This window comes from Rubrivivax albus (assembly GCF_004016515.1).
GTDB lineage: Bacteria > Pseudomonadota > Gammaproteobacteria > Burkholderiales > Burkholderiaceae_C > Rubrivivax > Rubrivivax albus.
In genome coordinates this window covers 63,722-77,395 of record NZ_SACT01000001.1, presented here as the reverse complement: position 1 = coordinate 77,395, position 13,674 = coordinate 63,722, and the positions used below count along the sequence as shown (strand labels likewise).

Annotated in this window: 11 protein-coding genes; 4 read left to right on the top strand and 7 right to left on the bottom strand. The window is 73.3% G+C overall.

What is annotated here, in order from left to right; genetic code table 11:
* Positions 1–114: 114 nt before the first annotated feature.
* The 4 genes from ENE75_RS00330 to ENE75_RS00315 form a co-directional block, all read right to left on the bottom strand.
* Positions 115–1,713, bottom strand: coding sequence for a cation:proton antiporter domain-containing protein (locus tag ENE75_RS00330; protein ID WP_199232175.1), 1,599 nt, complete (start codon positions 1,711–1,713; stop codon positions 115–117).
* A 114-nt stretch (positions 1,714–1,827) separates the two neighbouring features.
* Positions 1,828–2,733 carry a bile acid:sodium symporter gene (locus ENE75_RS00325; protein ID WP_128194473.1) on the bottom strand — a complete coding sequence of 302 codons (906 nt, stop codon included), beginning with the start codon at positions 2,731–2,733 and terminating at the stop codon, positions 1,828–1,830.
* Positions 2,734–2,739: 6 nt separating this feature from the next.
* Complete coding sequence (locus tag ENE75_RS00320) at positions 2,740–4,515, bottom strand: AMP-binding protein (protein WP_128194472.1); 1,776 nt, start codon at positions 4,513–4,515, stop codon at positions 2,740–2,742.
* Between the two features lie 98 nt (positions 4,516–4,613).
* The gene (locus ENE75_RS00315) at positions 4,614–5,573 is read right to left on the bottom strand and encodes a class I SAM-dependent methyltransferase (RefSeq protein WP_128194471.1); all 960 of its coding nucleotides are present in this window, start codon (positions 5,571–5,573) and stop codon (positions 4,614–4,616) included.
* A 145-nt stretch (positions 5,574–5,718) separates the two neighbouring features.
* Here ENE75_RS00315 and ENE75_RS00310 point away from each other — a divergent pair, with 145 nt between their 5' ends.
* From ENE75_RS00310 to ENE75_RS00295, 4 genes are read left to right on the top strand one after another with little or no spacing between them, the layout of a single operon-like run.
* Complete coding sequence (locus ENE75_RS00310; protein ID WP_158288812.1) at positions 5,719–6,387, top strand: DUF3348 family protein; 669 nt, start codon at positions 5,719–5,721, stop codon at positions 6,385–6,387.
* Positions 6,384–8,492 (top strand): coiled-coil domain-containing protein, encoded by a 2,109-nt coding sequence (locus ENE75_RS00305; protein ID WP_128194469.1) that lies wholly within the window; start codon positions 6,384–6,386, stop codon positions 8,490–8,492. Before ENE75_RS00310 ends, ENE75_RS00305 begins: the two co-directional genes overlap by 4 nt.
* 4 nt (positions 8,493–8,496) lie before the next feature.
* The gene (locus tag ENE75_RS00300; protein WP_128194468.1) at positions 8,497–9,156 is read left to right on the top strand and encodes an OmpA family protein; all 660 of its coding nucleotides are present in this window, start codon (positions 8,497–8,499) and stop codon (positions 9,154–9,156) included.
* Complete coding sequence (locus ENE75_RS00295) at positions 9,153–9,719, top strand: DUF2894 domain-containing protein (RefSeq protein ID WP_128194467.1); 567 nt, start codon at positions 9,153–9,155, stop codon at positions 9,717–9,719. The genes ENE75_RS00300 and ENE75_RS00295 overlap by 4 nt, the downstream gene beginning before the upstream one ends.
* A gap of 16 nt (positions 9,720–9,735) precedes the next feature.
* Here the strand turns inward: ENE75_RS00295 and ENE75_RS00290 are convergent, their stop codons facing one another.
* From ENE75_RS00290 to ENE75_RS00280, 3 genes are read right to left on the bottom strand one after another with little or no spacing between them, the layout of a single operon-like run.
* Positions 9,736–11,082, bottom strand: a complete 1,347-nt coding sequence (locus ENE75_RS00290; RefSeq protein ID WP_128194466.1) for a sensor histidine kinase — start codon at positions 11,080–11,082, stop codon at positions 9,736–9,738.
* Complete coding sequence (locus ENE75_RS00285) at positions 11,079–12,440, bottom strand: sigma-54-dependent transcriptional regulator (RefSeq protein WP_233258865.1); 1,362 nt, start codon at positions 12,438–12,440, stop codon at positions 11,079–11,081. Before ENE75_RS00285 ends, ENE75_RS00290 begins: the two co-directional genes overlap by 4 nt.
* Positions 12,433–13,668: an ABC transporter permease gene (locus ENE75_RS00280; protein WP_128194465.1), complete on the bottom strand. Its 1,236-nt coding sequence runs from the start codon at positions 13,666–13,668 to the stop codon at positions 12,433–12,435. Before ENE75_RS00280 ends, ENE75_RS00285 begins: the two co-directional genes overlap by 8 nt.
* Positions 13,669–13,674 lie beyond the last annotated feature (6 nt).

Below are 13,674 nucleotides of genomic sequence, written 5' to 3'. Positions count from 1 at the left end.
CCAGGTCCACCTCGCCGGTGCCCGGCTCCAGCCTGAGGCTGCCCTCGATGTGTTCCAGGTGTTCCAGCATCAGCGCCTGCGCACGGGCCACGTCGCGGTGGGCGATGGCCTCGACTACGCAGGCCGCAGCGCCTTGCCCAGGCGGGCGGCGCCGGCCACGGCGTCGTCGGCGAAGGCCGTGCCGGCCTCGTCGTAGATGTGGAAGACCTCGTCGGCGCCCAGGTCCCGCAGCACGGCCACCTCGTCGGGGTAGTTGACGATCGCGGCGATGTGGCCCGCGAACGCCCGGTTGCGCAGCTGCTGCAGCGCATGGACGTTGCCCGCGTGCCCCGGCATGGCCAGCAGCACCAGCTGCACCGAGTCGCTGAGCACCAGCTTGTTCCAGAAGTCGGAGTCCACCGCGTCGCCTTCCATCACATGGCGCTGCGCCGCCCGGTGCGGCGCCAGCTTGTCGACGTTGTTGTCCACGCCCAGCACGCGCAGGCCGTACCCTTCGACGAGGCGCACATAGGCCCCGCTGCCGATCTGCCCCAGGCCCAGCACCACGGCGTCCACCTGCTCGATGGCGATGGGCCGGTCCTCGGGCAGCAGGGTGCGGGCTTCCAGCGCCGCCAGCGGCCGCTTGAGCCGGGCATACAGGCGCTCGCCGGCGGCGTTGAGCGGGGCCGCCAGCACGAAGCTGCCGGCCAGCGCCAGCGAGATCACCACCATCCACTCCGCCGACAGCCAGCCCGCGGCCGACGCCACGGCCGCGACGATGAGGCCGAACTCCGAGTAGTTGGACAGGGACAGCGTGGACAGCACGCCGGTGCGCGTGCGCAGACCGAAGCGCATCAGCACCCCGTAGTACAGCGCGCTCTTCAGCGGCAGCAACAGCAGCAGCAGCGCCGCCATCACGACCATCTCCAGGTTGGGCAGCGCGCCCAGACCCACGCTCAGGAAGAAGCCCACCAGGAACAGTTCCTTCATGTGGAACAGCGACTTGGCCAGGCCAGCCGTGGCGGGGTGCGACGCCAGCATCATGCCGACGATCAGGGCCCCCAGGTCGCCCTTGACGCCGACCGCCTCGAACAGGCTGTAGCCCACCACCAGGGCCAGAAAGGCGCCGTAGAGCACCTGCAGGTCGCCGTGGCCGACGCGGTCCAGCAGGGCCCGCATCAGCTTCGCGGCCGGCCACAGCAGCAGCAGGCCCACGGCCCAGACGCTGGGCAGCTTGCCGCTGGTGACGGTGAGGAACAGCACGGCAAAGACATCCTGCATCACCAGGATGCCGATGGCGATGCGGCCGTACAGCGAGCCGAGTTCGCTGCGCTCTTCCAGCACCTTGACGGCGAACACCGTGCTGGAAAAGCTCAGCGCGAAGCCCAGCAGCAGCAGCGCCGTCCAGCCCAGGTCGGCCACCAGGGCCAGGCCGAACGACTTCAGGACGAACAACGCCGCGGCCAGCAGCAACGACGAGCCGACGATGTGCAGCGTGGCCGAGCCCCAGACCTCGCCGCGCATCAGGGTGCGGATGTCCAGCTTCAGCCCGATCGTGAACAGCAGCAGCGTGACACCCAGGTTGGCCATGGTGTCCAGCGCCGGCGTGCGCTCGAAGCCCATCGCGTTGAGGGCGAAGCCGGCGGCCAGGAAGCCCAGCAGCGGCGGCAGGCGCAGCAGGTGTGCGCCCAGGCCGGCGGCGAACGCCAGCACGATCATCAGGGGGTCGATCAAGAGGCTCTCCCGGGGGCCGGTTCGGCCGCGACGCCGCGCATGCTACGGGCGCCGCCAAGCCGGTGCTGGTGTGGGCTCGGACACGCCGCCGCGGACGCCCGCGCGGTGGCGACCTCAGGCCCGGGCCAGGGCGCCGATCTTGGCCGCGTCGCGCGCCAGCTCCTCGCGCGTGGTGATGCCGCGGAACCACACCGTCACGGCGCTGGAGGTCAGGACGATGAACAGCGAGTACAGCACCGGGATCAGCAGCACCGCCTGCTGGCGGTCATCGGTGAAGGTCAGCACCACGATCAGCACCGCAAGCGGACCGTTCTGGATGCCGGTCTCCATCGCGATGGTGCGGCTGCGCCGGGTGTCCTGCCGCAGCAGGCGCGACAGGCCGTAGCCCAGCGTCATGCCCACCAGGCCCAGGCCGATGGAGGCGGTGTACACCGGGAATCCCGTCTCCAGCAGCAGCTGCCAGTTGCGCGGCACCCAGGACCCGACCAGGAACAGGATCACCGCCACGCCCAGCAGGCCGCCGATCATCTCCACCACGGCGCCCACATTGGCGTTGAACTTGCGCAGCGCCATGCCCAGCACCGTGGGCACCAGCAGCACGGCCAGCACCTGGATGATGTTGCCCTGCGGGATCTGCCAGTCGCCCTCGATGCCGGTGCTGTACAGCGCCAGCGTCACCGGCACCATGAACACCGCCACCAGTGTGGAGCACATGGTCATCAGGATGGACAGGCTCAGCGTGCCCTTGCTGAAGTAGGTGAAGATGTTGCTGGTGGTGCCACCGGGCATGCAGCCCATCAGGATCAGGCCGATGGCGTAGGCCGGCGGCAGGCCCAGCGCGGTGGCCATGCCGTAGGCGATCAGCGGCATCAGGCCGTACTGGCAGGCCAGGCCCACCAGGATGCCCTGGGGCTTGCGCAGCGCGATCGCGAAGTCCTTGAACGTGAGCGAGGCGCCCATGCCCAGCATGATGACCATCATCATCACGCCGAGCAGGCGGGTTTCGGTGTCGGTGAGCATGGTCGGTCAGCCTTTGGGTGCGGACGGTGCGGCCGGCGCGGCCGGGGGCGTGTTGGCGTTCTTCGACTGGCCCAGCACCTCCTGGCGCAGGTCCCGGCGCAGGATCTTGCCCACGGCGGTCTTGGGCAGCTCGTCGCGGAAGACCACCTTGGCCGGCTGCTTGTAGCCGGTCAGCAGGCTGCGGCAGTGGGCCAGCACCTCGGCCTCGGTGAGCGAGTCGTCGCGCTTGACGACGTAGGCCTGCACCGCCTCGCCGGTCTTGGCGTCGGGCACGCCGATGACGGCCGACTCCAGCACCTTGTCGTGACGCGCGATGGCGTCCTCGATCTCGTTGGGGTACACGTTGAAGCCCGAGACCAGGATCATGTCCTTCTTGCGGTCGACGATGCGGAAGGTGCCGCGCTCGTCCATCACCGCCACGTCGCCCGTGTGCAGCCAGCCGCCGCGCAGCACCTGCGCCGTCTCGGCCGGCCGCTGCCAGTAGCCCTGCATGACCTGCGGGCCGCGCACCACCAGTTCGCCGGGCTGGCCCTGCGGCACCGGGCAGCCGTCGTCGTCCACCAGGCGGACATCGGTCATCGGCGCTGGGATGCCGATGCTGTCGGGATCGCGCCTGCCGTTCAGCGGCTGGAAACACACCACGGGCGAGGTCTCGGTCAGGCCGTAGCCCTCCACCAACGGCGCACCGACGGTCTGCTCGAAGCGCTCCACCACCGCCCGGTGCATGGCCGCGCCGCCGCCGCCGGCGGCCTTGATATGCCTGGGCGGGAAGGCGGTGAACCACTCCTCGTTGAGCAGCGCGTTGTACAGCGTGTTGACCCCGGTCACCCAGGTGATGGGGTAGTTCTCGAACGCGCGCTGCAGGAACTGCACCGGCCGCGGGCTGGGCACCAGGATGTTGCGCGCGCCGGCGGCGAACATCGACAGGAAGTTCACCGTGAAGGCGAAGATGTGGTACAGCGGCAGGGCCGTCAGCACCACTTCCTGGCCCGGCTCGACGTGGCTGGCGCACATGGCGCGCATCTGCGCCACGTTCCACACCAGGTTGCCGTGCGAGAGCATCGCACCCTTGGCCACGCCGGTGGTGCCGCCGGTGTATTGCAGCAGCGCCAGGTCGCCGTGGCCCAGGGTCGACCAGTAGCGTTTCGGATCGCCCTGGCGGGCGCGTCCGCGGGCCAGCGCGTCGGGCAGGCGTGTCACCTTCATGCCGTGCGCCGGCACGGCACGGTTCCAGTACTTCATGACGCCGTAGACGATGGGCCCAACCACCGGCGGAAAGAACTCCGGCACGCGCGTGACGACCACGTGCTGCACGCCGGTCTGCGCCAGGATGCCTTCGAGCTTGTCGGCAAACAGGTCTACGATGACCACCACCTTGGCGCCGCTGTCCTGGAACTGGTGCGCCATCTCCGTGGGCGTGTACAGCGGGTTGGTGTTGACCGCCACGCAGCCGGCCTTCAGCGTGCCCAGCAGCGCCACCGGGTAGCTCAGGCAGTTGGGCATCTGCACGGCCACGCGGTCGCCGGCGGACAGCCCCAGTTCCTCGCGCAGGAAGACGGCGAAGGCGTCGCTCATCTCCGCCACCTGGGCGAAGCTCAGCGAGCCGTACATGCCGTTGGGCATCACGGTGGTGAAGGCGGTCTGGCCGGCGTACTGGGCCATGGCTTCGGCGGCCAGGGCCGGCACGCTGGCGTGAAGGGGCACGTCCAGCGTGGCCGGGATGTGCCCAGCGTACTGCGTCGCCCAGGGGTGGGCGTCGTAGACGGAAGTGGGGTCGGTCATCGAGGAGGGTCCAGGGCCGGCGAGTTCTAAGGGGCCAGATGCTCTTATGGCTCAAATCCCCTACTGGATCGGGTAAACCCCAGAATGGAGTGAAGGCCCTAGACCTCCGCGGGTGACGCCTGGCCGTCACCGGCCGGGCACTGGACAACGAGCGCCTTCAGCGCCCGATCGAGGTCGACGTCCTCGAAACCCCGTGATTGCGGCAGACGCTGCAGCAGCCGCAAAGCAGGCGCCTCGGCCACCAGCACCTCCCGCAGGAAGGCCTCGGGCAGTTCAGGCGCGTTCAGGCACAGCAGCGCGTGGCCGTCGGGCGCCAGCAGATCGGGCAGGCGTCGCAGCACACGTGCCCAGTCCTTGGTCGCCACGAAACTGCCCTTCTGGTAGCTGGGCGGGTCGACGATCACCAGGTCAAACGGGCCCGCACGCCGCACCTTGGCCCAGGACGCGAACAGGTCGTGGGCCCAGAAGCGGGCCCCGGCCTCCACGCCGTTGAGCGCATGGTTGCGCCGGCCCGTGGCCAGCGCGCCCGGGCTCATGTCGAGGTTGATCACCTCGGCGGCACCGGCCTGCAGCGCCACCACTGAGAAGGCGCAGGTGTAGGCGAACAGGTTCAGAACCCTGGCGCCCGGCCGGGTGACGAGGTGCTCACGCAGCCAGCGCCGGCCCTCCGCCATGTCGAGAAAGAAGCCGTGGTTGCGCCCGCGCAGCAGCTGCAGCTCGAAGCGAGCGTCCGCCTCCACCGCGTGGTGCGGGTCGGGCAGGGCACCGGCCATCAGGCCGGTCTGCACCTGCAGGCCGTCGCGGCACTGGTGCACCCAGCACAGGGGCCGACCCGGCACCAGGGCCGGCCAGTGCGCCGCCAGCGCCTCGCCCACGGTGGCGAGTTCGGTGTCGGTGGCCGGCCGGTGGCTGGTCAGCAGCGCCACCGGGGGGAACAGGTCCAGCGTCCATGCTTCCTCGCCCGAGTGCACACCGCCGCGTCCGTGGAACAGGCGGCGGGCGTCTCCGCTGGGCGGTTGGCTGGCGGCACGGGCGATCGCCTGGAGCAGAGCGTGCATGGGAAGGCGGGGCAGGGCAAGGTCGACGGGCGCGCGGTGGCGGTCCCGTAAAATCGTGGGTTTTTTGCCAATTCTGGGCCCACGCCACATGCACCCCCTGCCGCGAGCCCGCCCCCATCCGGCCCGACCCCATCCGGCGTGGCCGTTGACCACCGCCGCCACGCTGCACCAGCCTCCGCTGGTGCGGCAGCTGCTTGCGCTCGGTCTGGCCGAGCCCGGCGCCGATGACGCACGTCCAGCGGCCGGCCCCGGGCCCAGCGTGGCCGAACGGCTGGCGCCTTGGCTGGCCTGGACCGACGCCATCGCGCTGGCCGGCGCGCTGGATGCGGCGGCACCCGCCCCTGGCACGCCGGCCCAGGCGGCCACCGCACGCCGCCAGGCCGAAACGGCGCGGGCAACGGTGCAGCGGCAGTTGGCCGAGGCCATCGACCGTGACCTGCCCGCCGGCCTGGCCGCCGACGATCTGCCGGCCGACGCCTCGCCCGGCCGACGCTACCGCGCCCACCAGCAGGCCATGGACCGGCGCATCGCGCCGCTGCGTGCCCAGGCGCGCCGCGCGCTGGCGCTGCAGTCGGCGGCGCTGGGCCGCATCGCCGTGCTCGACGGGCTGCTGGAGCAGGCCCTGGCGGCGCGCGAACGCCAGCTGCTGTCGGCCCTGCCGGCCTGGCTGGACCGCCGGCTGCAGCGCGAACCGGCGCCTCCGCAGGCGGTGACGATGCCGCTGCTGCACGCCGAACTGGCCCATCGCCTGCAGCCGGTGGACGGCATGCTCGCGGCGCTGCAGGGCGCAGCAGCCCAGGAGCCGACGCCATGACGGCGCTGCGCGTGTTCACCGGGGGGGCCGTGCTGGCCGGCGTTCTGGGCACCGCCGCTCTGGTCTGGGTACTGCTGGGCGGCATGGGCCACCACCCGCTGGCGCTGGCCATGACGCTGGGCATCGGGGCCGTCTATGCCGTCGGCATCGCCGAGCTCTGGCGCTTTCACCGAGACACCGGAGCCCTGGCCGGCGCCGTGGAACGGTTGCAGGCCGACACGCCCCTGCCCGCCTGGCTGGACGGCCTGCCCTCCACGCTGCGCCAGCCGGTGCGCCGCCGCATCGCAGGCGCCGCCGCGCCGCTGCCCGGCCCGGCGCTGACGCCCTACCTCGTCGGCCTGCTGGTGCTGCTGGGCATGCTGGGCACGTTCCTGGGCCTGGTGGTGACGCTGGATGGCACCGTGGCCGCGCTCGAGCGCACCAGCGACCTGGCCGCGATGCGTGCCGCGCTCGCCGCCCCGGTGAAGGGCCTGGGCCTGGCCTTCGGCACCTCGGTGGCCGGGGTCGCGGCGTCGGCCATGCTGGGCCTGATGTCGGCGCTGCTGCGGCGCGTGCGCGGTGGCGTGCAACTGGCCCTGGACCGCCAGGCGAGCACGCTGCTGCAGGACGCCACGCCGGCCGCACAGCGTGCCCGTCACCTGGAAGACCTGGCACGCCAGCTCACCGACCAGCTGGCCACCCGCCTGGAGAACGCCACGCAGGCCCAGGCCACCGTGCTGCCTGCGCTGGTGGATCAGGTGCAGGCCCTGCTGCACCGGCTGGAGGCGCAGCAGCAGGCCCGCCAGCAGCATGAGCAGGCGCAACAGGCCGCGTTCCAGCAGGCGATGCAGGCACAGTTCGAGACGCTGGCCACCCGCGTGGCCACGACGCTGGACACCACGCTGGGCACGACCGTCGCCCAGGCCCTGCGCGACAGCCTGGCCGACGGGGCCCAGGCGGCCAGCAGCGCCCTGCAGGCGGCGGCCACGGCCGCGGTGGACGGCATCGCCCGAGAGAGCGCCGCGGTGCAGGCCCGCCTGGCCGACAGCACGCAGGCAAGTCTGCAGGCGCTGGACGACCTGACTCAGGGCCATCTGCAGGGACTGGCCGAGCGTAGCCAGGCTCAGGTGCAGGCCCTGGAAGCGCGCACGAACGCCCAGGTGCAGACCCTGGTCGACGGCACCCAGACCCAGTTGCAGACGTTGGCCCAGCGCTTCGAGGCCACGGCGGAACGCATCGGCCAGGCGCTGCAGCAGCAGGCGGGCGCGCTGGCCGAGGGCGTGGCCCGGGCCCACGAGGGGCTGCAAGACCGTGCCGAGGCGCGCGAGGCGCAACGCCAGGCCGAGCAGTCCGCAGCAATGCAGACGCTGGCCAGGACGTTGCAGCAGCGGGCCGCCGAGGACGCCGCCGCAGCGCAGGCGCGGCAGTCCGCCTGGAGCGACGCGCTGGCCCAGCGCACCGAGGCCCTGCAGCAGCAGGCCGCCACCCAGGCCCGCGACATCGTCGCCGAGGTGGCCCGCCTCACGGCCACCGCCGCCGAGGCGCCCCGCGCCGCCGCCGCCGTGATCGCCGAGATGCGCGAGCAGCTCGGCACCAGCCAGGCGCGCGATGCGGCGCTGCTGGACGAGCGCGTGCGCCTGACCGAAGCCCTGTCCGCGCTGGTGGAGGACAGCCGCCAGGCCGCGGCAGCCCAGCAGGCCGCAGTGCAGCGCCTGGTCGATGCCGCCGACGGCCTGGTGGAGCGCAGCGGCGAGGCCGTGGTGCAGCACTGGCAGGCGGCGCTGGCACAGCAGGGCGACGCTGCCACCCGATTGGCCGGCGGCGCCGTGGAGGTGGCCAGCCTGGGCGAAGCCTTCGGCGCGGCGGTGGCGCAGTTCGCCCACACCGCCGGCACCCTGGCGGACCAGCTGCAGCGCGTGGAATCCGCGCTCGACCAGGCCGCCGTGCGTCACGACGAGCAGCTGGCCTACTACGTGGCCCAGGCGCGCGAGGTCATCGACCTCAGCCTGGGCGCACAGCAGCCGCTGCTGGATGCGATGCCGCCGCTGCTGACCGCGCTGCAGCGCATCGCGGGGCCGGCGGCCACCGTCGATGACGAAGCTGCCGAGACCACGGACGCGGGCTGACGCCATGCACGACCTCGCCCACGACGCCCACGACACCGACGACGCGCCGGCCGACGGCACTGCGCCGGTGTGGGGCGTCTTCGGCGACCTGATGGCCGGCCTGGTGGGCGCCTTCGTGCTGCTGCTGGTGGCCGTGATCGGCGTGCAGCTGGAGCTGGCGCGCGATCTGGAGGTGGAAGCGCAGCGCCGTGAAGCGCTGGAGCAGGCGCTGGCCGCGCCGCTGGCCGAAGGCCGGGTGACGCTGGTGGACGGCCGCATCGGCATCAGCGGCAGCGTGCTGTTCGCCCTGAACTCCGACCGCCTGCAACCCGAGGGCCGCGCGCTGCTGCAGCGCCTGGCCGGACCGCTGGGCGCCTACCTGCAGGGCCGCGACGAGCTGCTGATGGTCAGCGGCTTCACCGACGACCAGCCCGTGCTGCCGGGCAACCGGCGCTTCGACGACAACCTGGAGCTCTCGGCCCAGCGGGCGCTGACCGTGACCCGCGCCCTGGTGGCCGAAGGCCTGCCGCCGCAGGCTGTGTTCGCCGCCGCCTTCGGGCCGGAACAGCCGGTGGCGTCGAACGCCGACGAGGCCGGCCGCGCGCGCAACCGGCGCGTGGAACTGGCGCCGGTGCCGCGGGCCCGGCGCGACGCGCCCACGGCGGCCCAGGCGGGCGGGCGATGACGGCGACCGGACCACTGGCCGACGCGGCGCAGGCCCTGGCCGCGCTGCGCGCCCAGGGTGGAGCCGGCGTGGACCCGGTGACGCTGGCCCGGCTGGACGCCACCGTGCGCCGCGGCCTGCGGCACGACACCGCCGTGCAGCAGTGGTTGGCGGATCGCCTGGCCGAAGCGCTGGCGGGCCTGCAGGCGCAGGACCCGTCGCACACCGCCGACGCCCACGCCGCGCCGCCGAAGGCGCCCTCGCCGCTGCGCGCCCTCGGCCCGGCCCCCGGTGCCGAGCTGCGCACCGCCCAGCGCCTGCGGCCCACGCTGGCCCGGCTGCGCGTGCAGCAGCAGATCGTGCGCGCCCAGGCCCGCCAGCCGGACAACCCCGGCCCGTTGAATTCCGAGCACCTGCTGGTGCGTGCGCTGCAGCAGATGCAGACGCTGGCGCCGGCCTACCTGGGGCCGTTCATCACGCAGGTGGAGACGCTGCTGTGGCTGGACGGCGCACGCGGCGCGGGCGCGGCCGCGCCTGCGGACAAGCCGCAACGCGCGCCGGCACGCAAAGCCAAGCCGCGTTGACGCTCCGGTGTGCCGTTCAGGCCGGCAGCACCAGCGTCACCTGCGTGCCGCCGCCATCGCGCCGCGCCAGCGCAATGCGGCCGCCGTGGGCCTCGACGATCTCGCGCACCAGCGCCAGGCCGAGCCCGGTGCCGCCGCGCTTGGTCGAATAGAACGGCACCAGGGCCTGCGCCAGCACGGCCTCGCTCATGCCACTGCCACGGTCGGTGACCTCCAGCCGCCACTCGCCCGGCAGCGCCTGCGCACGCAGGTAGATGGCGGCCGGGTCGGAACCGGACTCGTGCGCGTTCTTCAGCAGGTTCAGCAGCGCCTGCGCCAGCTGCGCCGGGTCGGCCTGCAGCGGCTGCACCGGCAGCTCACCGGCGGTGCGGAACGCCACCTGCACCTGCAGCCGCTGCACGAACGCCGGCCAGTCGATGGGCTCCGGGCGCGGGGCCGGCAGCCGCGCCACATCGGCGTACCCGCGGATGAAGCCTTCCAGGTGGCGCGCGCGCTCGCCGATGGCGCCCAGCACGTCCGGCAGGCGCTCGGTCTCGCCGCGGCGCAGCAGTTCGCCGCCGGAATAGGCCATCGATGCGATCGGTGCCAGCGAATTGTTCAGCTCATGGCTGATGACGCGGATCACCTTCTTCCAGGTGCGCACCTCCTGCCGCCGCAGCTCGCCGGTGAAGCGGCGCACCAGCAGCAGCCGGTGTGCACGGCCGCCGAGCTGGAAGTCCTTGGCCAGCACGTGGAAGCTCTCGTCCTCGTCGGCCGATGGATCGTCACCCGGCACGGTGCACAGGCCGTCGCGGCCGCTGCGCATCGCCTCCGCCAGCGCCGGCGGCTGGGCGGCCAGCACCGTGTCCACGCGCACGCCCTCCAGCGGCCGGCCACCGTGCAGCAGCCGCCGCGCCGCCAGGTTGGCGTAGGCCACGCGCCCGCCGGCGTCGGCCAGCAGCATGGCCACCGGGGTGTTCTGCACCATGGTGTCGAGCAGCAGCTCGCGCTGCACCAGGCGCTGGCGCTGGCTGCGCAGCGTCTGGCCCAGGGCGTTGTGGGCGTCGACCAGCTCACGCAGTTCGTCGTCGTGCTCCCAGGCGATGTCGAAGGCGAAGTCGCCGTCGCGGTAGGCGGTGACGACACCGGCGAGCGCACGGAACAGCGACAGCGCCGGCGCGGCCAGGCGGTCGAGCAGCAGCGCGCCCACCAGCGCCCCGCCGACGATGCCCGCGCCGCGCGCCAGCCAGGCCTCGCCCGACAGCGACTGCACCAGCAGCGCCAGCGACGCCGACAGCGCGGCCACCGCGGTGGCCAGCAGCCACAGCCGCGCGCGCAGCCCGAATCGGAGGCGGCGCCGCGCCGGCGCAGCGGGCGTGTTCATCCCCCCCGCCCCAGGCCGTGCCGTTCCATGCGCCGGTACAGCGCCTGGCGCGACAGCCCGAGGTCCGCCGCCGCCTGCGCCACCACGCCGCCGGCACGCGCCAGGGCCTGCTCGATGGCGGCGCGGTCGGGCTCGTCGCCGGCGCGCGGCGACGCCGCGGCCTGGCGCACCGGCAGCCCCAGCTGTGCCGCGGTGACCGGGCCCGTCGGCACCAGCAGCGCCACGCGCTGCATGGTGTTCTTCAGCTCGCGCACGTTGCCCGGCCAGTCGTGGCGCTGCAGCGCGTCGGCGGCGTCGTCGGCCAGGTGATGGGCACTGCCCAGGAAGCGCCGCGCCAGCGGCAGGATGTCGCCCGGGCGCTCGGCCAGCGGCGGCAGGTGCAGCTCGATCAGGTTCAGGCGGTAGTACAGGTCCTCGCGGAAGCGGCCCTCGCGGATCAGCGCCGGCAGGTCGGCGTTGGTGGCGCTGATGACGCGCACGTGCACCTGCTGCTCGCGCGTGGCGCCCAGGCGCGCGAAGCGGCCGGTCTCCAGCACGCGCAGCAGCTTCACCTGGCCGGGCAGCGGCAGGTTGCCGATCTCGTCGAGGAACAGCGTGCCGCCATCGGCAGCGGCGAACTTGCCTTCACGGGCCTTGGTGGCGCCGGTGTACGCGCCGGCCTCGGCGCCGAACAGTTCGGCCTCGATCAGCTCCGCCGGCAACGCACCGCAGTCCACGGTGACGAACGGGCCGCTGCGCACGGCCGAATTGGCCTGCACCAGCGCCGCGATGCACTCCTTGCCGGCGCCGCTGGGGCCAGTGATCAGCACCGGCACGTCGGCGCGCGCCACCTGGCAGGCCAGCGCCACCACGCGTTCGGTGGCGGGGTCGGCGAAGACCAGGTCACCGAGCGCGTGGCGCTCGCGCAGCGCCGCCTGCGCACGCTGGCGCTGCAGGGCGGCGGCGCGCAGCGCGCGCGTGGCCTCGCCGAGTTCGAGCAGGTTCTGCACGCTGGCCAGCAGCTTGTGGTCGTCCCACGGCTTGGCCAGGTAGTCGGCAGCCCCGGCCTTGACCAGCGCCACCGCGGCCTCGAGGTCGGTCCAGGCGGTCAGCAGGATCACCGGCAGGTCGGGGTGGCGCGCACGGATGGCGCCGAACAGCGCACGGCCCTCGTCGCCCGACGTGGTGTCGGCGCTGAAGTTCATGTCCTGGATCACCAGGTCCACCGGCTGCGCCGCCAGCAGCGACAGGCCTTCGTCGGGCGTCGTGGCCGCCACGGTGCGGATGCCGTGCAACGAGAACAGCAGGCCCAACGCGTCGGCCACCGCGGGGTGGTCGTCGATGATCAGCACGCAGCCGCGCGCGAGGGGCTCAGACACTGCGCGTGGCCTCCGCCGGCGGCACGCGCGCGGCGCGCAGCGCCGGGGCCAGCACCGCGGCCACACCCAGCACCAGCATCGCCACCCCGCTGCCGGCCAGCAGGGTGCCGGGCAGCGGCGCCAGCGTGGTCACGCGCGTGAGCGCCTGGTTCAGCGCCACGGCCAGGGTCAGGCCCACGGCCACGCCCAGGCCGGTGATCATCAGGTTCTCGACGACGAAGTGCATCACGATGTCCACGCGGCGCGCGCCCAGGGCCCGGCGCACGCCGATCTGCTTGCGCCGCTGCGTGACCCACAGCGACGCCAGGCCGACGATACCGCCGGCCGTCATCACCAGCAGCAGGCCGATCACCACCGTCATCAGCCGGGCCAGCCAGGTGTCGCTGCGGTAGCGGCGCTCCCGCGTCTCGGCCATCGTCGGCGTGTCGCGCACGATGCGGCCCGGCACGGCGCTGCGCAGCCGTTCGGCCACTGCGGTGCGCACGGCGTCGATCTGCGCCGGGTCGGCGCGCACGGCCAGCAGACCCTCGGATTCCTGGCGCCAGGGCAGCAGCAGGCCGCTTTCGCCCTTGGGGTCGCCGGGGTTCCAGCTCACCGGGCCCCAGGGCGTGACCAGGCGATCGACGACGCCGACGATGGTGATCGCCGGGTCGTCCGGGCCGGTGCCGGCATAGACCACGCGGCCGACCGCGGAGGCGCCATCGGGAAACAGCCGCTCGGCCAGCGCGCGCGTGGCCAGGGCGTGAGCCGGCCACTGGCGGGACTGGCGGCGGTCGATGTCGACCTCGTCGGCGGCCGTGAAGCCGCGCCCCTCGACGATGCGCAGCCCGAGCACGGCGGCCGCGTCGTGGGCGCCGGCGTAGACGGCCGCGGAGACGGTGTCGGTGGCGCCGCGCTGCGTGGCCAGGCTGCTGTTGTTGCCGGACTGGGCCAGCGGCATCTGGTTGATCCAGGCCACACCGCGCACACCCGGCACGGCGCGCACCAGGGCCTCGTCGGCGCGCTGGCGGTCGAAGGGCGCTACGTCGGCACCGGGCGTGATCATCGCGACGTGGAACAGCGCCGCCTCGTCGGTGCCGCTGGGCTGGCGGGCCTGGCCCAGGCGGTCGGTGGCCACGAAGACGGCGTTGCACAGCACCGCCAGCGTCAGCGCCACCTGGGCGGCCACCAGCAGCGCGCCGGACTTGCGGCGCAGCAGCGCGGAGAGGATGGGACGGACCGGTGTCATGGGCGC

Bases quoted from the DNA above. Each gene is read 5' to 3' on its own strand.
- ENE75_RS00325 (WP_128194473.1), bottom strand. From the start codon at position 2,733: ATGCTCACCGACACCGAAACCCGCCTGCTCGGCGTGATGATGATGGTC.
- ENE75_RS00305 (WP_128194469.1), top strand. From the start codon at position 6,384: ATGACGGCGCTGCGCGTGTTCACCGGGGGGGCCGTGCTGGCCGGCGTT.
- ENE75_RS00280 (WP_128194465.1), bottom strand. From the start codon at position 13,668: ATGACACCGGTCCGTCCCATCCTCTCCGCGCTGCTGCGCCGCAAGTCC.
- ENE75_RS00300 (WP_128194468.1), top strand. From the start codon at position 8,497: ATGCACGACCTCGCCCACGACGCCCACGACACCGACGACGCGCCGGCC.
- ENE75_RS00295 (WP_128194467.1), top strand. From the start codon at position 9,153: ATGACGGCGACCGGACCACTGGCCGACGCGGCGCAGGCCCTGGCCGCG.
- ENE75_RS00290 (WP_128194466.1), bottom strand. From the start codon at position 11,082: ATGAACACGCCCGCTGCGCCGGCGCGGCGCCGCCTCCGATTCGGGCTG.
- ENE75_RS00320 (WP_128194472.1), bottom strand. From the start codon at position 4,515: ATGACCGACCCCACTTCCGTCTACGACGCCCACCCCTGGGCGACGCAG.
- ENE75_RS00315 (WP_128194471.1), bottom strand. From the start codon at position 5,573: ATGCACGCTCTGCTCCAGGCGATCGCCCGTGCCGCCAGCCAACCGCCC.